Genomic DNA, 21421 nt, shown 5'->3' with positions numbered 1-21421 from the left:
CCCCGCGGAGCGGGTACCACATCGCTGCGCGATGTGCAAGCGAACAACCGCGCTGCGCGCGGTTGTTGCGCTCCCGCTCCGCGGGAGCGCTGGCGGGACGCTGCGCGTCCCGCTCAACCTGACTGCTGCGCAGTCAGGTTGACGCTCCGTCCGCTGCGCTCCCGGAGCAGCAGGACTTCGTCCTGGATCCGGCCCTCCGCTGACGCTCCAGGCCGGCCGGGCGGGTCCGCTGCGCTCCCCCGTCCTCAACGGTCCTTCCGGCTGCGCCTCCAGTCCCTTCGGGCCCGCTGGCGCGGGCCTGGCTGGCTACGAGGAGGGGTGGCTGCTCGTTCGTTTCGAGCTTGAGCGTAGTACATGCCTCCTTGTGATGCAGCATGTAGAGTTGGGAAAAACCAGTCACACCCTCAAGGCTGTGTGAGCTCGACAGGGTGAGCGGAGTCGATGAGGTGGGTCGAGTGACGATCAGGGAAAAGATTCCTGATGGGCTTACGCGCAGGGCTAGATATTTCGTCCGAATCCACGGTTACCGGATTCCTGATCCTGGTGTGGAGCAGCACCGGGGCCGGTGGCTGGAACATGGAATCCCGGCAGCGGAGATCGACCGTGCTGTGGCGTATCAGGAAATCTGGGGCGGGATGGCTCTCCCTCCGTCTCCGCACTACGACGGCGGTCCCAGTTCGTTGAGTGCGGACGTTCCTGAGGAGTCGGAGGCGGAGGGCTGGTGGTTCGGGGCCGGGCTGCAGCGCACCGCGCTTCCCTACGCTTTCATGATTGGTCCCGAAGGGGGGTTCGGTATTCATGCCGGCACTTGGGTGCCTCTGCATGGCAGCGTCGCGGGGTGGGTGGGTTCGGTGGCCCTCGCAGATCATGCCCGTCGGTGCGCCCGCACTATCACCACGGTGACCGGTGAAGCCGTGGAGGCGCTGCAACTCGACGGCTCGGAACCGGTCTTGGAGGTTGCCGGACGCGCGGACACCTGGTGGCGAAGAGCTGACTCTCTTGTGGCTGTCTACCGTGGGAAAGCTGAGTGCATGTTGGCACCGCAATGCCGGACGGCAACGGTCTACTCCGGGCTCGATGAATGGGGCCTCAAAGGGCTCGGCGTTTAAGAGCTCACATGCCATTGATGAGACATCGGGCTGCAACGCTGCTTTCTTTAAGAGGAACTGATGACAGGACAGTTTGGAATGCAGAGAATCGTGCTCAGAGAGCACCAGGTGGATGCGACTGCGCGTATCCGTCGGTGGGTCGGATTCCCTGCAAGGTCCTCTGTGCCCGCGGAAGGGGCGCGCGCCACGGTGGTGTCCGCCACGGGGTCTGGCAAGACGATCACGGCTGCGTGGGCTGCGCTGGAGTGCTTCCGTGGCGGACGGATCCTCGTCATGGTCCCTACCCTCGATCTGCTCGTGCAGACCGTTCAGGCGTGGCGGAGGGTCGGTCACAGCGGGCCGATGGTCGGGGTGTGCTCGCTGGAGAAGGACGACGTCCTGGAGCAGCTGGGCGTACGGACCACTACGAACGCGATCCAGTTGGCGCTGTGGGCGGGGCATGGGCCGGTGGTCGTGTTCGCCACGTACGCCTCCCTCGTGGACCGCGACGACCCGGAGGACCCGCTGGGTCAGGGACGCGTTCGCGGGCCGCTGGAGGCTGCTCTGGCGGGCGGAGAGCGGTTGTACGGACAGACGATGGCCCCGTTCGACCTCGCCGTCGTCGACGAAGCCCACTCAACGACCGGTGATCTCGGGCGGCCGTGGGCGGCGATCCACGACAACACCCGCATCCCGGCGGACTTCCGGCTCTACCTCACCGCCACCCCACGCATCCTCGCTTCCCCCCGGCCGCAGAAGGGCAGGGACGGGCAGGAGCTGGAGATCGCGACTATGGCGTCCGATCCGGACGGCCCGTACGGCGAGTGGATCTACGAGCTCGAACTGTCCGAGGCGATCGAGCGCGGCATCCTCGCCGGGTTCGAGATCGACGTGCTGGAGATCCACGACCCCTCCCCCGTCCAGGCACTATCGGAGGAGGCGCAGCGGGGTCGGCGGCTGGCGCTGCTGCAGACTGCGCTCCTGGAGCACGCCGCCGCGCGGAACCTGCGCACGGTTATGACCTTCCACCAACGGGTGGAGGAGGCGATGGCGTTCGCGGAGAAGATGCCGCAGACGGCCGCCGAGCTGTACGCGGCCGAGGTCTCCGACGAGGCTCTGGCCGACGCGGACTTGCTGCCGAAGTCGTCGATCGATGCGGAGTTCTACCAGCTGGAGGCCGGCCGCCACGTACCGCCGAACCGGGTGTGGGCGGCGTGGCTGTGCGGCGACCACCTCGTCGCCGAACGCCGCGAAGCCCTACGGCAGTTCGCCGACGGCATCGACACCGCGGGCCGCCGCGTGCACCGCGCGTTCCTCGCCTCCGTCCGGGTCCTGGGCGAAGGCGTCGACATCGTCGGCGAGCGAGGTGTGGAGGCGATCTGCTTCGCCGACACCCGCGGCTCCCAGGTCGAGATCGTCCAGAACATCGGCCGCGCACTGCGCCCCAACCCCGACGGCACGAACAAGGTCGCCAGGATCATCGTGCCCGTCTTCCTCCAGCCCGGCGAAGACCCGACCGGCATGGTCGCCTCCGCCTCGTTCGCACCTCTCGTAGCCGTCCTCCAAGGCCTGCGCTCACACTCCGAACGCCTCGTCGAACAGCTCGCCAGCCGGGCGCTGACCAGCGGGCGGCGACACGTGCACGTGAAGCGGGACGAGGACGGGCGGATCGTCGGCACCACGGCCGAAGGCGAGTGCGGGCAGCACGAGAGCGAGGGCGCGGTGGAGTCAGCGCTGCTGCACTTCTCCACTCCGAGGGACGCGGCGACGATCGCGGCGTTCCTGCGCACCCGGGTGTACCGGCCGGAGTCGTTGGTGTGGCTGGAGGGTTATCAGGCCCTGCTGCGCTGGCGGAAGGACAACCACATCACCGGCCTGTACGCCGTCCCCTACGACACCGAGACCGAGGCCGGCGTCACCAAGGCGTTCCCGCTGGGGCGGTGGGTCCACCAACAGCGGCGCACCTACCGTGCGGACGAACTCGATCCCCACCGCAAGATGCTGCTCGACGAGGCCGGGATGGTGTGGGAGCCCGGCGACGAAGCCTGGGAGAACAAACTCGCAGCGCTGCGCTCCTTCCGCCGCGCCCACGGCCACCTCGCCCCCAGACGCGACGCTGTATGGGGCGACGCCGACAGCGAACTGGTCCCGGTCGGGGAACACATGGCCAACCTCCGCCGCAAGGACGGCCTCGGCAAGAACCCGCAGCGTGCGACAGCCCGCGCCGCACAGCTCGCCCAGATCGACCCGGACTGGGACTGCCCCTGGCCACTGGACTGGCAACGCCACTACCGCATCCTCGCCGACCTCACCGCCGACGAACCCGAGGGCCGACTCCCCGACATCCAGCCCGGCGTGCAGTTCGAAGGAGACGACCTCGGCAAATGGCTCCAGCGGCAACGCCGCAACTGGGGGGAGCTCTCCGAGAAACAGCAGCAACGGCTGACAGCCCTGGGCGTAACACCCACCGAACCGCCCGCACCGACCCCGTCCGCAAAGGACGGAGGGAAGGCAGCAGCCTTCCAACGCGGTCTGGCGGCCCTCGCACAGTGGATTCAGCGCGAGGGCGCCCACAAGGCAGTACCAAGAGGACACGTCGAAGCCGTCGTCATCGACGGCCAGGAACACCAGCACAAGCTCGGAGTATGGATCTCCAACACGAAAGCTAGGCGCGACAAGCTCACCCATGACCAGCGCGCCGCTCTCGCCGAACTCGGAGTTGAGTGGGCCTAGCAGCAGGTCTGTCGGGTTGCTGAAGCGTGGCGTGTCCTGGGGTGCCTGGACACGCCCTCAGCGGTTTGTGTTCTCTTCTCGGATCATCCGTCGGAGGCTGGTGCGTGCTGCCGCCAGGTCTGTTTCCAGGGTATTCACGCGGGCTTGGAGCTGGTGGTTGTCGTCGGTGGCCTGTTGGAGGCTGTCTTCGAGTCGTTGGTTGGTCCGGGTGAGTTCGTCGACGCGTGCGGTCAGGTTCCTGGTGTCGAGGGCGTCGAGCTGCTGTCCCAGCTGGTGCTGGACGGCCTGCCGCATCCGGTCTCTGTCTTCCCTCAGGGTCCGGATTTCCCGCCTGGCGAGCTCGAGTTCTGTGCGCAGCGTGGCGGTGGTGCCGCGGGTGTGGGCGGGTGAGGGGGTGGTGGGGTGCTGGCGTTGTTGTGCGGCTTCGATGTGCTCGCGGATGCCTTGGGTGTAGGTGAGCCATGTGGAGACGCCGGCGGTGCGGGCGACCGCGGCATGAGTGATCTTTTCGCCCTGTTGTTCCAGGTTGGTGAGTGCGGTCAGGGCTCGCTGGCGTTTGTCGAGGCTGGTGCGGCGGCGGGCCTGGGCGAGGGTGTGCGGGTTGCCGCGGGGGTTCATGCCGGGTCGGTCCTGGAGACGACGGTGAGCGGCAGGAGGGTGAGGGTGTGGGTGTTGCCGGCGCGGGCTTTTCGCAGGATGGTGCTGGCCTCCTCGATCTCCTGGCGTTCTGCGGCGGGGAGGGCGGCGAGGCGGCGCTGCATCCGGTCGGTGACCTGCTCGAAGGCGGTGATCTGGGCAGTGAAGGCGGTGATGACGAATTCGGCGGCGTCCATGGCCCGGGCTGTTTCACGGTCGGCGCGCAGTTCGTTGATGTGCTGTTCGATCGCCGGAAGGTAGGAGGGGTCGGGGCGGTAGAAGCCGCAGCCGGCGCACTGGAAGCGGATGGGGCAGGAGCCGCCTGCGGCTTTGACGTTGCTGGGTTCGGTGCAGCCGCCGTATGGGACGGCGACGGAGCGCAGTTCGTAGGCGGTCTCGGAGCTGGGGCTGGGGTGGCCGTGGTTGTCGACGACGTGGGCGGCGAGCTTGGTGACGGCGTCGCGTTTTCGTTTCAGGGAGACGGTGTAGTAGCGCTGGGTGGTGCTGACGGACTTGTGGTCCATCAGTTCGCGCAGGACGTCGAGAGGGGTTCCGGCGTCGGCGTGGCGTTGTGCGTAGGAGTGGCGGAAGGCGTAGGCGTAGATGAGGGAGCGGTCGAAAGGCAGCGGGTTGCCCTGTGTGTCGGTGCCTTCGCCGTGCAGGTGGGGGATGGAGCCGACCCAGTCGCGCAGGGTCTCGCCGAGGTAGCTGGTGTGCAGGTAGGGGCGGGTGGCGAGGTGGGTGAGGGCGGGGAAGAAGTAGTCGGCGCCGGTGGGCGGAAGGCTGGTCTGGAGCTGCTCTCGGCGTTCTTGCCAGGTACGGATGGCCTGAGCGGTGGACGTGGTGATGGGCAGGCGTCTGCGGTGGCGGCGGGCCTTGTGGTTGTTCCAGACCAGACAGATCTGGTCGTTGCGGGTTTCCAGGCAGTCGCGGGGCAGGGAGCAGACTTCCAGGGGCCGGCGGCCGGTGTCTCTGAGCAGGGTGTACAGCGTGTGGTACATCAGCTGCAGGTCTTCGGGGGCGAGGGTGCGCTGGCCGCGGGCCCGCCCCAGGCCGAGGAGGTGGAGGTGGGCGTCGAGCTGGCGGATCACCGGTTCGGGGATCGCCTTGCCGATCTCGTCCTCGTTGGCCTCCTGTTCGGGGATGCGGTGGAGGGCGGGGTCACGGACGAAGGCGGCCGAGAGGTCGTCCGCGGCTCCGGAGCGGCGGCCGTAGTCGATCAGGGCGAAGAAGTGGCTGGCGATGGACATGCGGTAGTTCCAGCCGGCCGGCTCGCCGTCCCGTTTCAGTGCGGTGCGGATCGCGTCGACCACGGCGGTGACGTCGTCGTAGCGCAAGCCTGCGGGGTCGTCGGTTCCCGGGCGCTGCGCGAGAGCCCGGGAGGCGAGCTCCACGCCGCGCAGCGTGCGGGCGAACTCGTCCGCTCCCGGGCGCTGCTGGAGGGTCCAGGTGCGCAGCAGGCCGCGCAGCCACGGTTGCCGGATGGTACGCAGGTCGACGGTCTTGGGCTGCCGGATGCCGGCCGGGGTGCGGGAGCGCTGGCCCAGCGCCCGCAGGTCCAAGACGTCATCCTGCGACGGTGCGGTGCCGGTGTACTGCGCATGGCCCGCCCGGACCGCTGTACGCACACGGCCGAGCATCCGCAGGACCGCGACGGTGGAACGCGGGCACATCTGCTGGTCCGAGATGTCGCTGACGAGCGTGGTGGCACCCGCCAGGTCCCGCACCATGCGGCGCACCTGCGGAGGCTCGAAGATCCGCAGCCACGGGGCCACCTGCTGCAGACCGTAGAGGACCTCCCAGCGCAGCAGTTCGGGCAGCGGCAGGAGACTGAACTGGTGCGGGGCGAGATACGGGGGCTGCTGAGCCGCCCACGGTGCCACGGCCGCGTCCGGGTGAGTGCGTCGGTGCTCACGGAAACGCTGCACGTGATGGCGGCACAGCCCCCGGCCGTACAGGCCCGGCAGCGGGCAGGCGGGAGCCGGGCAGACAGGAACATCCGTGTAGGGGACGGCGGTGTCCTCCCACCGGCCGGCAGTCTTGCGGGTGGTGTGGGTTTTCCACTTCGTGTAGTGCGTGGCGCACAGTCCCTTGCAGTGGCGGGGCCGGACGCAGCGCTGCCCGTCCTTCGTGAAGCGGCACTGCTCCGGAACACCGCCGAAAGGGACCCGGTTGCGCACCGGCACGAAGACCTGCGCGAACTCCGCGTCGGGCAGCGGCGACCGTTTCTGCTCCTCCTTGCAGAAAGGGCAGAAGATGTTGGCCGGTGAGACCACCGTGTCGCACGCCTCCGTACGGCACAGCGCAACTGAGCTGCGCGGCTCGTGAACGCTGCCGGTGAACAGCCAGCAGTCCTGCCGCCATTCACTCGTCCGCCAGGCAGGATCGAGATGGTCTTGCAGCCACGCGGCCCATCCCCCGCCGTCCAGGTCCCGCGCGCTGTCGGTATGTGGTGCGGGCAGCCGCGACAGCGCGGACGAGATGCTGCTCATCGACGCTCCTTCAGAGAACCGACACGTTCGACCGCTGCCCGTGCCTCGGCGTCGTCGACGTGCCGGTATCGCTCCATCGACAGCGGGGAGGCGTGGCCCAGCAACCGCTGCACGACATCGCGGTCGACGCCATCACGCAGCCAGCGGGTCGCCGCCGAGTGACGCAGCATGTGCGGACGGCACGCCTGTCCGAGAGCGCGCGCCAGCCGGTCGAACATCTCCTTGGCATTCGGGTACGACATCGCCCGGCCCAGCGGCGCACGGAACAGATTCACGAACACCATCTCCGACTCCGCCGCCTCGGCTACCCGGTCGCGTTCGTACTGGTAGTCGGTATACAGCGCGACCAGATCGGCGGTGACCGGCACGAAGCGATGGTGCCGGGACTTCGCCAGGGCGCGGTTGGGGTTGTCCATACGGCGGCGGACATGCACGTGCGGACCCTCCACGCCGCAGCCCACCACGCGGGAGGAGGCCAACAGGTGCATGTCGCCGCGGTGCAGCCCGAGCGCCTCACCGATCCGCAGCCCCGTACACGCCAGCAGCGCAATCAGGAAACGGTCCCGGGCACTCGGCGCCGCAGCGATCATCCGGCGGATCTGCTCGTCGCTGAGGTCCTCATAGCCCGGCTCGGTGACCTTGAAGCGGAACGCGGCCGCCTCGACCTGGCGCCGCTGACCCGATTCGCCGGTATCGAAGCCGGGCGGGGTGAAGCGCAGCAACTTCGGCTGGGACAGCAACGCCGTCGTATCGGCCGGCACCCAGCCGTGCACAGCGGCGAACCGCAGGAACTCCCCCACCACCGTCAGCACGGCGTTCGCCGTGCCCTGCGACCGGTAACGGGCAGAACCGGGCCGCACCTGGTCGGCGCGGGGCGGGACGGGCGTCTCGACCAGCCACCGCTGTAACCCGGCCAGATCCAGGAAGCCGGGAGTCCGCCAGTCCAGCCGCCGCATCCGGCAGTAACTCAAATACAGAGCGACCCGCCCCGCATAGGCACGCTCGGTGTTCGGCGAACACCCCCGCGCCCTCAACGACGCCAGGAACGCCACCGCCTCGGTGTGCAGGTCGAACGAGCCGGCGTCGACCACCACCCATCGCACCACACCGGTCACCGGAGAAACAGCACGCTCCGCCACAAAGTCGGCATCCACACACCAAACACAACCAAGCCCGGATTGAGCCGGTGCCCCTTCCGGAGACACACCACACGACCAGGTGAGAACCACGCCGAACACACCACACAGATCCGTGCACCTATGGATAATCCGTGCGCCCTCGCCCAGCCCGCGGACGCTGGCGAGCACGGCGGAGCTCCGGTCGGGATCGGCGAAGTCGTCCAGCAGGTCGCGGCGCCAGTCGCCCGGCTGTTGGCTGTGATCGCCTGCGCCCACAGGTTCTCCGATGCGTAGCTCCTGACCAACCTCCAGGGCGGTGGTGCGCAGCACGCTGTCGTCTTCTTCGCGCTCGTCGCCACCTGCGCGTGTTCTCAGACCAAGGGTGTTCAGAACCGGGCGATGCAGCCCAGGGCATGTAGGACACCGGCTGAAGATTCTTGGAAGGGCCGGTACCCGTTTGAGGTGGCTCGCTCGATTAAGAGAGTGACGGGCGCGTTTGGGCCGGAGACGGGTATTGAGGAGGCGCGGGGCATGCCGGTGCTTGAGGGGGTTGTGATCGCTGTGGTCATGCTGGCCGGGGTGGTGGCGCGTGAGTGGCGGCGGGTAGAACTGGCCCGTGAGCGGCGGCGAGAGCACGAGCAGGAAATGTTGGCCAAGATGGTGGTTGAGGTCGCCGTCGGCGAGCGGGAGGTCCAGGTACACCACGACGGACCGGCTGGTACTTGGTCGCTGACAGGGAGGGCCCGTGCTGGCGATGCGGCGCGCGGTCCGGCAGTTTCTCGGCGGTCTGTTGGAGGGCGGACAGCGGCCGCAAGGCGGCGCCGGTGAGCCTGCAAGATCGTCAAAACTCCGGGTCAAGCACTGGTGTTCCTGTGGTCACTGAGGCGATGCTGGCCTCGTTTTACGATGCGCAGATCGAGCGGCTTTTAACCTTCCTGGCCCGCCGGATCGGTCGGGACGATGCTGAAGATGTGGCCAGCCGGATTTTCGAGGAGTTCTTCGCATGGTGGCCCGGTCATGCCGAGCATTCCCAGCCGGTGGCAGTGCTTTATCGGGTCGCGCAGTGCCGTCTGGTCGACCACTATCGCCGCAGCACAGTGACATCCGACGCTGAAGCGCGCATCTTCAAAGCGGTTCTCACGGCCACAGCGAGCGGGAGCCGAGACTTTGAGATCGTGGAGTTGCGCCTCGACCTTCAGCAGGGGCTGGCTGAGTTGCCTGAACGCCAGCGACAGGCGCTGTACTTGAGGTACTTGGCCGAACTCTCGGTGCAGGAGTGTGCCGACGTTCTTGGAGTCGGTTTCGAAAACATGAAGAAGATCCTGAAGCAGGCGCTGAAGGCACTGCGGGAGTCACCGTGTATGGACGCCTATAAGACCACCGACGCGGCGAAGGAGGTGCACCGGTGACCCACGAGGAAGAGGAGAGTGGGCTGGAGAAGCGCATCAGCTTGCCCGCGGCTGCGAAAGCGGAGGGATTCGCTGCGGTGATGAGGCGTCTGGAAGGGCGTAGTGCGGAGGAGAAAGGCCAACTGCGAGCCAGCGTCGAGGCCACCGAGTCGGGGTACCAGGCATACGCGCGAGGCCATGAGTGCCTTGAGCGGGGCGATTATGTGTCGGCCCGCCAGTACTTGAAGGACGCTGCTCACAGTGGCGTCCCCGGCGCCGAGGACGATCTGATGAGGCTCGGCTCTAAGGGCCTGCCCAACAGCGCAGCGGCCGTAGTCTCTGAGGCAGCATCTGACCAGGAGAATGAATCTCATGGGACGCAGAGCCGTTCAACACCGGCCATGGAGCGGCAGGATGCACCACGAGATGGGTACGGGCCGGAAGACCAGGCTTCTGCGAGTCCTCAACGCTCAGCAGTAGACGTTGATGCTCCGTTGAGGAAAGCCACCGAACGCAGAAGCGGAGGCAGGCGGAAGAGGCGAATCGTCGCCTCCAACGCGCATCTGGCTGATCTCATAAGGGAGGCACAGTTCTCTCACGCGGGACTCGCCCGCCGGATCAACCAACTTGGCCTTGAGCACGGTCTTGATCTGCGCTACAACGAGACGTCGGTCACCCGGTGGCTGCGCGGCCAGCAGCCCAGAGGCATCGCACCCGCCCTGATCGCCGAGGCCTTCACCCGCCGCCTCGGCCGCCGTCTCTCCGCTCAGGACCTCGGACTCGACGCTGGCGCGCCCGTCTACGCGGGGCTGGAGTTCGCCGCCACACCCGAGGAGGCCATCGACGTTGTCAGCGGCCTGTGGCGCAAGGACTCCGGAAGCCATGCCGACCTCCGCAAGGTCGCCTTCACACCGGCCGGACTCATCGTCCCCAGCCGCGACTGGCTGATCGGCCGCGCCGATGAACAGGTGGCGCACCATCCGTCAAAGGAGCAGCGGCTCCCGGTCAGCGAAGGTACCTCGACCCGCATTGCTTCCGGTGACCTCGCTGCTCTGCGCTCGTTCAGCGACCTGTTCACCACGCTCGATGAAAAGCATGGCGGCGGGTACGTGCAAAGGCCGCTCGTACGCCATCTCAGGCATGAGGTCGAGCCGATGCTGCGCGGCTTCTACGGCGAGCAGGTCGGCCGCCGACTCTTCTCGGCCACCGCCGACCTCACCCGGCTGGCCGGCTGGACCGCGTACGACATCGCCGCCCACGGGCTCGCCCAGCGGTACTTCGTGCAGGCGCTGCGGCTCGCGCAGGCGGCGGGGGACCGGGCGTACGGGGCGTACGTGCTGGTCACCATGAGCCAGCAGGCCGTCTACCTCGGGCACGGGCGGGAGGCCGTGCAGCTCGCACGCGTGGCTCAGCAGGGCGCGGGCGGATCCGTGCCGCCGGTCGTGCAGGCGCTGCTGCACGCCGCCGAGGCACGCGGGCACGCGGTGCTCGGCGAGGTGCGGGCCTCCACGGCCGCGCTGGTACGCGCTGAGCGCGCCCTGGAGAGCGCGCGGCCCGGAGACGAGGTGCCGCACTGGGCGCGGTTCTTCGACGAGGCCCAGCTCGCCGACGAGTTCGGCCACTGCCACCGCGACCTCCAGCAGTACCGCGCCGCCGCCCAGCACGCGGAACGCTCCCTGCAATTGCGCGCCTCCGGCTACGCCCGCAGCCGTCTGTTCTGCCGCGTGGTCCTCGCCACCGCCCGCCTCGGCCTGGGTGAACTCGACCAGGCGTGCCAGCTCGCCGCCGAGGCGGCCGGCCAGGCGGCGGAGATGCGGTCGGTCCGGGCGGTGGAGTACGTCCGCGACTTCGAACGCCGGCTGGAGCCGTACCAGGACGCGGCGGTGGTACACAACTACCGCGTCGAGCAGCTACAGAGGCTTTCGGTTCGGAAGGACGTCATGTCGGAGCTGGGATGAGTCCGGTCTCGGCGATGAAGCTGTCGAGCAGGCCAGGCTCGTACTGCATGTGTTTCAGACGAGTGCGGGCGGTCAGTTCATCAGTGGTGCAGGGGACGAGGTTGCCCAGGCTGTTCTTCAGAGCCCACAAGTCCTCGGCCGGGTTCAGCTCGGGTGTATAGGAGGGGAAGTGGAAGACGGTCAGCCACTGCCGGGCCTCGATCAGCTCACGCATCGCGGCATCGACATGCTGCCGCCTGCGAGGCGGCCCATAGGCCAGACCCGTCCGCCGGAGAGTGGCGAGCAGCTACAGAGGGTCAGACGGGCCTGCGTGCAGCTCCCTCAGCGCTGGGCGGCCGAACGCGATGAGGACGCGGTGGCCATCCCGATCCCGCGGCTCGAACAGTAACGCGGGCGTGTGGCCGCGCCGGGCGAAGACACGTGTCCCCAACAGTCCGCGCAGCAGCATCAGACCGGACAACATGATCATCCCATCTACTCCCGACCAAACGTGCCTCGCGATGCCAGCACCTCCAGATAAAAGGGCTGCGCGCTCACGATGAAGAGGCCGTGGAACTGCTCGCCATTCCCCAGGAGCCGCAGAAGGACGAAGTGCAGCCGTCCGTGAACATCGGTGTCGCGCCAGAAGACGGCGAGGAAGAATCACGGTTGCTGCTCCGTTTCGCCGCCCCTAGGGATCCGGTGATGGTCGCTGACTGGGTCTCCTTCAACGTGATCGATACCGAACGCCAGGACTGGGCCCGCGGCTGGGCGAAGCTGAAGACGTACGTCGAGCGGGTCGGGAACGCGAGGGTGCCCTACGGACACCGCGAGGGCGCGACACCGCTTGGTCAATGGGTCGCGGAACAACGACGCGCCTACGCAGCCGGGCAGATGAACGGCCAGCGCGCGAGGCGACTTGAGCAGCTCGGCATGGTCTGGAGCCTGGCGGATGAGCGGTTCCAGGAGAACCTGGAAGCCGCCAAGGCGTACTACGAGCAGCACTGGACGCTGTGCGCGCCCCGGCCCGCGACGATGCTGGACCGGCCGGTAGGGCAATGGCTTTCTAATCTGCGGCGGCCGGGTGCCCTCGACGGACACCCCGAGTGGAAGACGGCGCTGGAAGCCGTGGACGAGGACTGGAACCCGTCGTGGCCAGCGGAGTGGCAGCGGCACTACGCCGCGCTGCGCGAGCTCGTGCGCGACGAAGAGGGCCAGGCAGAGGTCCTGCCCGGCGTCACCGTCCACGGCATGGACATCGGGAAGTGGCTGGCCCGACAGCAGAAACCGGCAGTCTGGCAGGCCCTGACGGACGGACAGCGCGAACGCCTGGAACAGCTCGGCATCACCCCACTCGCCCCGGAGCCGGAGGCGCCCGCGAGGCCGTCCACGACGCCCGTGGGGGCATTCGAGCGGGGCGTTGCGGCCCTGGCACAGTACAAGGCCCGGGAGGGCTCTGTGACGGTCCCCAGGGCCCACGTAGAGCGGCTGGAGGACGGCACGGAGGTCAAGCTCGGAGTGTGGATCATGAACCAGAAAAGCCGCCGCGCCAAGCTCACCGCCGACAAACTCGCCGCACTCGCCATACTGGGATTGGAATGGGCACGCGAAGGTTAAGGAATGGGATAAGTTTCCGGTTAAGCAGTATCGAGTCCTGACGTGAAGGTGCGGGGATATGGCATCTGAGGAAGAGCTGTTCGCATCCGTCGACGCTCTGTTGAACGAGGAGCCGCACCTGCCGCCTCCGGCGGAGCGTGCCCGGCTGCGTGAGGCTGCCGGCATCACGCAGGCCCGCCTCGCCACCGCGTTGAAGACGACGACCCAGTCGGTGAAGAACTGGGAGAACGGCCGCAGCGAGCCGAAGTCACCGCGCCTGGACGCCTACCAGCGGCTGCTCAACGGGTGGGCGGCGAAGTACCCCGCCCCCGGTGCAGCTCCACCAGCCTCGGTTGCCGCAACGGCACCCGCGGCGTCTCGCGAACCGGGTGCGTCCAGGGTGGAGACAGCAGATGCCCCGCAGGCTCCCGCCGTTCCGGCTGCGGCACCGGCGCGCCCCGCCACCCCCCGGCCCGCTGCGACATCGCGACGTCCGGCCACGAAGCAGGCGGCGCAGCCCGCAGCCGACCCGCGCTTCCCGCACGGGCCCCTCGCGGTCCTGGACGGTGACGGCTGCGCGTACGGCACGGGCGGCATCGTGCTCGACTGCCCCGCGACCACTGTGGTGGAGCTGGTGGAGTGGACGCTGCGCGAGTCCGGCCTCGGCGCGCCGAAGCTCAACCGCTACGGCAAGGACAGCGATCCGTTGATCGTGCTCACCGCCGCGGCCGCCGTGAAGCTCGGGCTGCCGCAGCGCCTGGAAGGCCACGAGCAGCGCCGCTCCCTGCGCCTGCCTGAGGACCATCCAGTGGTCAAGCAGGTGGTGAAGGCGAAGTGGCGGCTCACCCAGCGCGGGTTCGGCCCGTGGGCAAGGATCTACCGCAAGGCCCAGGGCCGCGAGCGGCAGTGCGTGCAGTTGGCGATCCTGTCCTGGGACGCCCTCGACGAGCGGTCCTGGCCCGGCGTCTCCGAGATGGAGCCGGCCGACGTCGCCCGCGTCCTGGGGGTGTATGCCCAGCGGGTCATCACGCCGCGCGGGTCGACGGCCGTGTCGGGGCTGGAGCTGATGACGGCGCTGCGGCCGCCCACCCGCGCGGTGCAGGACCCGGAGACGGGGAACTGGGTGCCCGGCCACAACCCCGGCTCGCTGGGCACGGAGCCGATGGATCCGGCGCCGCCGGAGGCCACCCCGGAGCACCCGGTCGTCGTGGACTCCGGCTGGAAGGGCGGGTTCCTGAATGAGGAGGCGTACCAGTGGGTGCGCGACGTCAGCCTGCTGACGGATGAGGAGTGCACGCTGCCGTACGCGGTCGGCCTGGACCTCAACACCGCCTTCCTCGCCGCCGCGGCCCGCCTGGTTGTCGGCCTGTCCGCCCCGGACCACTTTCACACCCCGACGTTCAACCCGAAGATCCCCGGGAGCTGGCTGGTCGACCTCTCCCACGTCGAGGTGGACCCTCGCCTGCCCTCGCCGTTCACGCCGGACGGCACCCGGCCGACGGGACCTGCCTGGTACCAGACGCACACCGTCGCCTACGCCCAGGAGCTCGGCTACAACGTCCAGCCCCTCGAGGCGTACCTGCGCCGCGAGACCGGCGCCTACCTGGACCCGTGGCACGACCGATTGAAGACCGCCTACGTCGACACCCTCGCCGACCTCGGCGTCACCAAGGATCTGGACGACGCCGAGTTCCTCGCGGCGATGGAGCGGCACAAGGACGCCGACCCCGCCATGGCGGCCGTCCTGGCCGCCATCAAGGCGACCGTCAAGGGCGGTATCGGCAAGCTGCGCGAACGCCCGCAGGGCAAGAAGTACAAGGAGGGCGAACGGTGGCCGGCCCTCCAGCGCCCGACCTGGCGCCCCGACATCCGCGCCGCCGTCATCTCCAAGGCCCGCATCAACATGCACCGCAAACTGCGCAACATGGCCACGATGACGGGCCTGTACCCGCTCGCCGTACTCTCCGACTGCGTCGTCTACCCCTCGCCAGGCGACTCGCCGCTGGACTTCCTGCCGTACGCCGCCTCGGGTAAGCCGCAGCCCGGTGGCTTCCGCCTCGGACCCACGCCGGGCCTGGCCAAGCTCGAAGGCGTCCAGTCGATGCTGTGGGCGGTCGACCTGATGGAACAGGGCCACAACCCCGCCCGCCACATCAAGGGCGGCGACGCCGTCCTCGACGAAGGCGAGTAGGCCAGTGCCCGACGCCGGCCCGACGTACAAGACCCGGTTCCCGCTGGCCGACACCGGCGGCCAGGACCCCACCGCCGAGAAGGGCTGAGCCGTGGCAGAGATCGAGGACGCCATCGAGCGGGCCGACCGGGAAGCGTTCACCCGCCAGCCGCCCAAGACCCTCAAGGGCCAGATCGGCTACCTGATCAAGCAGCTCAAGACGACCCGGGCTGTCGCCGAGGAGATCGGCGTCAGCCAGCGGTCGGTGGAGCGCTACCGCAAGGGCGAACGCAAGCACCCGCCCCAGGCCGTCGCCGAACGGATCGACGCCGCCGTACGGCAGCGATGGCAGCCCCAGGTCCGCAAACGCCGCCAGCAACAAGCCGCCACCACGACCGGAATCACCGTGGAAACCAGAGCCCGGTTCGGGTACACCGCACCCGTCGGCACGACCGACGACGGACGCTTCCGGCGACTCACCGTGCACCTCCCCCCGGCCTACGCACAGCGCCTCTTCGACGCCCGCAACACCGGCGCCAGCGACCAGCAAATGCGCCAGATCATCGCCGAAGGATTCAAAGAGATCTACTTCCAGGACGGCGGAGCCCGCGCCACAGGACTCTCCGACGTCACCCTCAACGACATCGACTACCTCGACCTCGACTACTAACCTCACACCCGCCGGCGGGCCCAGCACCTCGACTGAGCCGAAGCACGATGCTTGTCACCAAGGCAGGCGGTTTGTCACTTCGCGTCCGTGGCTGCCTCGGTGCGACCTCCACAGTGGATGGCATCGGGTCGATCGAACTGACACCGGCCTGCGCCTGCCGAAGGCGTCTGTGCCCCTTACCCGGCCTCCGAACCTGACGGGCAAACTGCGCTCATGCAGCTCCCCGCCGAAGCCGTTACCGCCACCGTGCTGATCGAGGTCGTACGGATCTCCGCCCTTCCCGCCAGGCGGGACGTCCCGTACCCCGGCACGGCGGTTGCCCACTGGGCCGGGAGCGAGGCCGACGCCGCCCTGGCCTTGATCGAGAGCCTGCCAGGCAGTGAACAGCACCGTTGCGGCTTCTCGCCGGGCTGGAGCGTCCGGGCATACGACGACTCTCTCGATCTGGCGCTGTTCGAGGCGGCGTTCTGCTTCACCTGCCACGAGGTCCGCATGCAGGGAACCGCAGTGCCGCCCGCTCTGGCCACTCAGTTCTTCGACCCGGGCGCCTTGCCGGCCCGGACCCTGCTGTCTCTCTTCCGCAAGGAAGCTCCGTAGCCGACCGACTGGATGAGCGTCACGACAGAGGCCCAGGACGCCTCCGTGCAGCCCGCTGGCTCCTCCCGCACAACTCGGTGTACGAGCCGATCCCCGGCGACGACGCGACGTGGTGGCGGTACTGCGGCGCGTCTAACAGCCGCGGCGGGCCAGTGGTGCGGGCGGGCTGAGCCGGGCCTGGGTTATAGCGGATCGACGGTGAGAAGGCGCTGGTCGAGGTCAAGGTGGATGATGCCACCGTTCTGCTCGCGCAGCTGGCGCCATGCGGTGTAGCCGGTGAGGATGGCGTGCTCCCAGTCGGCGGCGCGGCAGATGCTGACTTCGAGGTGGGCGGTCATGTGGCCGATGGTGGTGAGTAGTTCGTTGTCGATGTGCTTGATGTCGGCGAAGTAGCGGTGGCGGGCGGCGTAGGAGAAGACAAGGGCGGAGATGCCTTCTTCAATGGCGATGGCGCGGCCGCCGTCTTCGGCTTCGTCGGTGTGGGGGCTGCTTTTTCGTTTGCGGCCGAGGAGGAAGCGGGTGACGGGGGACCAGCCGAGGACGGCGGCGTGGGCGAGGTGGAAGGCGTCGTGGAAGCGGTAGTCGTCTTCGATGTGGGAGGCGCTGGTGAGGGGATCGCCGGCGGGGGTGCCGTCTTCGCGAGTGAGGACGATGACCGTACTGCCGTCGTCTCGGGTGGTGGGGGTGAAGGTGAGGGTGGTCTGGCGCGGGAGGCGTTCGTGGTCGGGGAAGTGGTCGTCGAAGCGGGTGTGTTCGGTGTCGGGGGTGGTGCGCCAGCGGTCTTTGGTCTTTTCCAGGCTGGCGGTGGCGATGTCGTCGAGGTCGAGGTCGAAGCGGTGGGCGAGGGCGGCTATGTACCACAGAACGTCGCCGAGTTCTTCGCGTAGCTGATGCTTGCCCTGCTCATGGGCGGGCCCGTCGCGCAGGTGTTTCTTGTAGGCGGTGGTGAGGGAGCCGACTTCGCCGGCGAGGCCGAGTAGGGGGATGAGGACGGGGTCGGTGTCCTCGGTGGGGGGTTGGAGGGTTTTGATGGCGGCCTGCTGGTAGCGCTGGAAGTCCACGCCTCACTCCTCGTCTGATCTTGGGACAGGTCTGTCGGATTCCTCGACGTTGTCGTATCGTAGGACACCGACGTTGGAAATGCAGACGATTGGGAGGAATGCTGAGCACCGTCACACCGGGCATCGACGACATCGTCTCGGTCGTCATCGAGTTCCTGGCCGAACTGCAGGAGAAGCCCGCAGCCGACGTGAGGGCCGAACTCGAGGACGGAGGAGCGGAGTTGCCGGTCGACTCGCTCCTGATCGTGGAGATCCTCACGCGCATTGAGGAGCGCTATTCCATCGCCATTCCTGCCGACCGCCAGTCGGCCGAGGCCACCCGGTCCGTGCAGGCGTTCGCCCGCGCGGTACGGGAAGCCATCATCGAAAGGCAGCAATCGTGACCCCTCCACCCTCCGACTCGCGAGCCCGCGATCCCGAACTCACCCGGCTCGGCGAACGGCTGAAGAAGACCCGCGACTACCTCAACATGTCGCAACAGTTCGTCTCCGACAACACCGGCATCCCCCGTTCGGCGATCAGCGACATCGAGCGCGGCGAGCGGCGTGTGGACAGCCTGGAGCTGAAGAAGCTCGCCCGCCTGTACCGGCAGCCGGTCGCCTACTTCCTTGCCGAGGAAGAGGATGCGGACGCCGGCGAGTACGCCCTGGCTGGGCTGCCGCGCGCACTGGCCCAGTTGACCGACGGCGACCAGAAGACGGTGATGGAGTTCGCCGAGTACCTCTCGCTGCGGCGGGCGGCCGAGAAGGAGCAGGAAGACTCCGCGGAACAGGACAGCCAGCGGTGAACTGGGCGGTGGCGCACCGCATCGCCGGGATCGCGGCTGCCCAGGCCCACCGTGATCTGGGCATCGACCGCACCCGTTACGTACCCGTCCACCAGGCATTGAAGAGAGCCCAAGTTGTCGGCATGGCGCAGCCGATGCCGCGCCTGTTCGGCGTCTACATCTCCCCCGCCGACAACGGGCCGGCCGTGCTGCTCAACGCCAATCTGAACATCGTCACCCAGCGACACACCGCGGCCCACGAGCTCGGGCACCACCAGTTGCGGCACCGTACGGCGGCCGACGACGACCTCAGCCCGGCGCTGCGGTGGGGCAACGGCAGCTGGCCGGACGAGGAGAAGACCGCGGAGGCGTTCGCCGCATGGTTCCTCATGCCGCGCCCGGCGGTGCTGGCCGGTCTCGACCGAATCTGCCGGGGACAGCCGACCAGTCCGGAACATGTGTACCGGCTGGCAAGGGAGCTGGGCACCTCCTACGCGGGCACCGTGCGGCATCTGCAAAACCTTCGTCTGCTGGATGCCGACCGTGCTCGCCAGTGGGCGAAGATCTCCCTGGCCGCGCTGCGCAGTTCCCTGGCGGGCGGGGCAGCCCTGTCTGCGGAAGCCCAGGTCCATGTCGTCACCACGTCATCCCATCGGCAGCAGATACATGCCGACGTCGGTGACGTGCTGATCGTCCGTAGCGCCGGAGCCGCGTTCGTCTCGCTGCCCAAGGGCCTGGCCCGCTGCACGGATGTAGAGCAGGCGGCTGTGGTGACCGACGAGCTGGGCGATCCGGTCGTGCTGGAGGTGTCGGCGGTCGACTGGGACGAGCCGGTCCGGCTGACGGTGGTGCGGGACGCGCCCCGCGCCGGTGTGCACGACGTCTGGCCGGACTGACCACCTGCCGCACCGGACTCCTTTTTGCCCCGTCGACCGTGCCAGGAGGATTCATGATCAGCTTCGATGTCACCGGCCGTGACGTCACCCGCGCCTGGATCGCCGCCTGCAATGCCCTGGATCGCAAGGACAACCCGTCGCGCACCGGCCTACACACCGTCGTACGCATCACCGACCCCACCACTGACGACACCGGCTTCCGCACGGAACTGGACCGGCTGCGCACCGCCAAACGGCACGAGCCGATCGATACCGTCGCCGGCACCCTCTTCCCGGCCGGCCTCGCGGCCCGAGCCGCCGATCACGCCGACCTGGTGTCCCGCTACCGCGCCATGTACCCGCGGCTGAGGAAGTTCCCGGGCAATGCGCACGGCACCTACTTCGGCCGCCTGGTCGCCTACCCCGGCGCGAAGAAGACCGACATCGACCAGGTCGGCAACATCATCAGCCGGCTGCGCAAGCAGGCCTCGGGCAAAGGGCCGATGACCGCCGCCTATGAAACGGACCTCACCCACCCCGACGACGGCGACGTACCGGCCGAGCTGCTCGTGCACGCCGCCGACCGCGACAACCTCTACCGCGGCTTCCCCTGCCTGAGCCACGTCTCCTTCCAGCTGGACCGTGACGGCCGGGTGCACGCCGCGGCGCTGTACCGCAGCCACTACATGTTCGAACGGGCCTACGGCAACTACCTGGGCCTGGGCAGGCTGCTCGCCTACATCGCCGACCAGGCCGACCTGGCCGTCGGGACCCTGACCGTCGTGGCCGGGCACGCCCACCTAGACGGGCCGATCACCGCCATACGCCCGCTGCTGAGCGACACCCCGCCCCTGGCCGCATAACACTCGCTTCAGCACGGCGCGTTGATCCCCCACTTGGGCGGGAACCAGGCCGGCACCGGTGCCGTCGAGGAGCGGTAGGCCTGCTTGATGCGGCTGCGGCCGCTGATCCCTGCAATCTCCGGGTGGGCGACGCGCGCGTACTTGTCGACCTCGCAGAACAGGTTCTGGCAGTCGATCAACTGCAGCGGGCGCCCACGCAACCCTGCGAAGTGCAGGCCCAGGCGGGCGAAGTGCTCGTCCTGGGTGTCGGCCATGTACCGGATGACATCGGCCTCGATGCCGTCGGCCGCCACACCGAAGCACTTGCGGATCCCGTCCCTCGCGCCGGGCCCGGCCACGACGAAGTCCATCTCCGAAAACGGCATCTGTTCCGCGTAGTTGAGGTCGATCACGAACTGGTACGCCAGGAACGGACCGATGGCCGGATAGCCAAGCAGGACTTCGTAGGCATCCCGCAGCGTTGACGCCGCCAGGACCTTCTCCGGGGCGCCGGACGTCATCATCATCTCCAGCAGCCGCAGATGATTGCGGTGCTTGCGCTGCTCCCCCAGCTGCGGCGGCGGCACGATGTAGGCGGCCGAGTACAGCCGCTCCCCCGCCGCGAATGCCCGCGACAGCACCCGGTCAAAAACCCGGTGGTCGTACCCGTCCCACCGCACCTCGCCCAGCTCGCCGGTCAGCAGCCGCCACGTGGACTCCTTGTTGAAGACCTTGAACAGCAGGGTGCGGAAGAAGACCTCCTCCCACTCCGGCTCGCCGTCGTAGATGACGTCACCGATCAGGACCTGGCTGACCCGGTCCGCGGCCCGGTAGCAGTTGGTGAACCGGTACCGCGACAGGATCGGATCACTCGTCCACGGCCCCTGCCCACCGGACAGCCGCGCCTCGTACACCGCCTGACGTGCCGCAGCAAAACGCCAGTACGTGTCGAAAACGGGAGTCGGGTGCAGTATCCGCCCCGCAATGCTGATCCCGGCCGCAGCAGCAGCCCCCGAGCCCTCCGGCCTCCGGCGTCCTTGCAGCAGCGTCACCATGCACTCAATATATATTCGATACAGGGTAGTTGGCACGGACAAGGGGGAACCGTGGACCTGCTGTGGCAGCAGCCCCGCCGCAACACACTCGTCACCTGGCCCAACGACGTCGACCAGCGCCTGGACATACTCGTGCGGGCCGCAGTCGCCGCCGGCGAACAGGCTTCCCGCTCCCAGATCCTGGCCGCACTCGTCGCCACCGTCGAAGCGAGCCCCGACGCCGTAGCCGATCTCCTCCACGCCTACCGGCGGCTGCCCAGCGATGCCCTGGCCGCGGACAACGAACGCCCCGACCTCCCCACCGTCCGCGTCCCCGGCCCCACCCGGTCGCCTAAGAAGTCGTCTCATTTGGTGAGTCTGCGGTAGCAGATGAGGGTGCAGGCGATGCTGGTGAAGG

Annotated in this window: 18 protein-coding genes and 2 pseudogenes; 14 read left to right on the top strand and 6 right to left on the bottom strand. The window is 68.3% G+C overall.

Going from position 1 to position 21421, the window contains the following annotated elements:
- Positions 1 to 455: 455 nt before the first annotated feature.
- Positions 456 to 1109, top strand: a complete 654-nt coding sequence (locus QNO09_RS38610; RefSeq protein WP_283974907.1) for a hypothetical protein — start codon at positions 456 to 458, stop codon at positions 1107 to 1109.
- 78 nt (positions 1110 to 1187) lie between these two features.
- Positions 1188 to 3821 (top strand): DEAD/DEAH box helicase, encoded by a 2634-nt coding sequence (locus tag QNO09_RS38605; protein WP_283974906.1) that lies wholly within the window; start codon positions 1188 to 1190, stop codon positions 3819 to 3821.
- A 57-nt stretch (positions 3822 to 3878) separates the two neighbouring features.
- On the opposite strand, the gene QNO09_RS38600 is transcribed toward QNO09_RS38605, so the two are convergent.
- From QNO09_RS38600 to QNO09_RS39800, 3 genes are read right to left on the bottom strand one after another with little or no spacing between them, the layout of a single operon-like run.
- On the bottom strand, positions 3879 to 4439 hold the full coding sequence (locus QNO09_RS38600; RefSeq protein ID WP_283974905.1) for a DUF6262 family protein: 561 nt from the start codon (positions 4437 to 4439) through the stop codon (positions 3879 to 3881).
- On the bottom strand, positions 4436 to 6949 hold the full coding sequence (locus QNO09_RS38595) for a tyrosine-type recombinase/integrase (RefSeq protein WP_283974904.1): 2514 nt from the start codon (positions 6947 to 6949) through the stop codon (positions 4436 to 4438). Before QNO09_RS38595 ends, QNO09_RS38600 begins: the two co-directional genes overlap by 4 nt.
- Positions 6946 to 8772 carry a tyrosine-type recombinase/integrase gene (locus QNO09_RS39800; RefSeq protein WP_349637023.1) on the bottom strand — a complete coding sequence of 609 codons (1827 nt, stop codon included), beginning with the start codon at positions 8770 to 8772 and terminating at the stop codon, positions 6946 to 6948. The genes QNO09_RS38595 and QNO09_RS39800 overlap by 4 nt, the downstream gene beginning before the upstream one ends.
- Before the next feature lie 119 nt (positions 8773 to 8891).
- Between QNO09_RS39800 and QNO09_RS38585 the strand changes: the two genes are divergently transcribed.
- Entirely contained in the window at positions 8892 to 9476 is a 585-nt protein-coding gene (locus tag QNO09_RS38585; RefSeq protein ID WP_283974903.1) for an RNA polymerase sigma factor, read from the top strand.
- 473 nt (positions 9477 to 9949) lie between these two features.
- Entirely contained in the window at positions 9950 to 11413 is a 1464-nt protein-coding gene (locus QNO09_RS38580; RefSeq protein ID WP_502962412.1) for an NsdA family TPR-like regulatory protein, read from the top strand.
- Here the strand turns inward: QNO09_RS38580 and QNO09_RS38575 are convergent.
- Positions 11394 to 11642: pseudogene (locus tag QNO09_RS38575) on the bottom strand (IS630 family transposase); the annotation flags it as partial. The gene QNO09_RS38580 and the pseudogene QNO09_RS38575 overlap by 20 nt on opposite strands.
- Positions 11643 to 11962: 320 nt before the next feature.
- On the opposite strand from QNO09_RS38575, the gene QNO09_RS38570 reads away from it, so the two are divergent.
- The 5 genes and pseudogenes from QNO09_RS38570 to QNO09_RS40195 form a co-directional block, all read left to right on the top strand.
- The gene (locus QNO09_RS38570; protein WP_502962411.1) at positions 11963 to 13009 is read left to right on the top strand and encodes a helicase associated domain-containing protein; all 1047 of its coding nucleotides are present in this window, start codon (positions 11963 to 11965) and stop codon (positions 13007 to 13009) included.
- Between the two features lie 58 nt (positions 13010 to 13067).
- A complete protein-coding gene (tap, locus tag QNO09_RS38565) occupies positions 13068 to 15179 on the top strand; it encodes a telomere-associated protein Tap (RefSeq protein ID WP_283974901.1) in 2112 nt (703 codons plus the stop codon).
- A 91-nt stretch (positions 15180 to 15270) separates the two neighbouring features.
- Positions 15271 to 15828, top strand: coding sequence for a telomere-protecting terminal protein Tpg (gene tpg, locus QNO09_RS38560; RefSeq protein ID WP_283974900.1), 558 nt, complete (start codon positions 15271 to 15273; stop codon positions 15826 to 15828).
- 213 nt (positions 15829 to 16041) lie between these two features.
- Complete coding sequence (locus QNO09_RS38555) at positions 16042 to 16425, top strand: hypothetical protein (RefSeq protein WP_283974899.1); 384 nt, start codon at positions 16042 to 16044, stop codon at positions 16423 to 16425.
- Positions 16413 to 16595, top strand: a pseudogene (locus QNO09_RS40195) (hypothetical protein); the annotation flags it as partial. The gene QNO09_RS38555 and the pseudogene QNO09_RS40195, both read left to right, overlap by 13 nt.
- Before the next feature lie 12 nt (positions 16596 to 16607).
- Here QNO09_RS40195 and QNO09_RS38545 read toward each other — a convergent pair.
- A complete protein-coding gene (locus QNO09_RS38545) occupies positions 16608 to 17486 on the bottom strand; it encodes a nucleoside triphosphate pyrophosphohydrolase family protein (RefSeq protein WP_283974898.1) in 879 nt (292 codons plus the stop codon).
- Between the two features lie 98 nt (positions 17487 to 17584).
- Here QNO09_RS38545 and QNO09_RS38540 point away from each other — a divergent pair, with 98 nt between their 5' ends.
- Genes QNO09_RS38540 through QNO09_RS38525 form a run of 4 tightly spaced genes read left to right on the top strand, consistent with a single transcriptional unit; the run spans position 17585 to position 19990 of the window.
- Positions 17585 to 17869, top strand: a complete 285-nt coding sequence (locus QNO09_RS38540; RefSeq protein ID WP_266082894.1) for an acyl carrier protein — start codon at positions 17585 to 17587, stop codon at positions 17867 to 17869.
- The gene (locus QNO09_RS38535; RefSeq protein WP_283974897.1) at positions 17866 to 18273 is read left to right on the top strand and encodes a helix-turn-helix domain-containing protein; all 408 of its coding nucleotides are present in this window, start codon (positions 17866 to 17868) and stop codon (positions 18271 to 18273) included. Before QNO09_RS38540 ends, QNO09_RS38535 begins: the two co-directional genes overlap by 4 nt.
- Positions 18270 to 19148, top strand: a complete 879-nt coding sequence (locus QNO09_RS38530; protein WP_283974896.1) for an ImmA/IrrE family metallo-endopeptidase — start codon at positions 18270 to 18272, stop codon at positions 19146 to 19148. Before QNO09_RS38535 ends, QNO09_RS38530 begins: the two co-directional genes overlap by 4 nt.
- Positions 19149 to 19201: 53 nt before the next feature.
- A complete protein-coding gene (locus tag QNO09_RS38525; RefSeq protein WP_283974895.1) occupies positions 19202 to 19990 on the top strand; it encodes a thymidylate synthase family protein in 789 nt (262 codons plus the stop codon).
- 8 nt (positions 19991 to 19998) lie between these two features.
- Here the strand turns inward: QNO09_RS38525 and QNO09_RS38520 are convergent, their stop codons facing one another.
- On the bottom strand, positions 19999 to 21024 hold the full coding sequence (locus QNO09_RS38520) for a nucleotide kinase domain-containing protein (RefSeq protein WP_283974894.1): 1026 nt from the start codon (positions 21022 to 21024) through the stop codon (positions 19999 to 20001).
- A 51-nt stretch (positions 21025 to 21075) separates the two neighbouring features.
- On the opposite strand from QNO09_RS38520, the gene QNO09_RS38515 reads away from it, so the two are divergent.
- Complete coding sequence (locus QNO09_RS38515; RefSeq protein ID WP_283974893.1) at positions 21076 to 21390, top strand: hypothetical protein; 315 nt, start codon at positions 21076 to 21078, stop codon at positions 21388 to 21390.
- Positions 21391 to 21421 lie beyond the last annotated feature (31 nt).

The organism is Streptomyces sp. 378 (assembly GCF_030124145.1).
Classification (GTDB): Bacteria; Actinomycetota; Actinomycetes; order Streptomycetales; family Streptomycetaceae; genus Streptomyces.
This window is presented reverse-complemented; position numbering and strand designations above follow the sequence as displayed.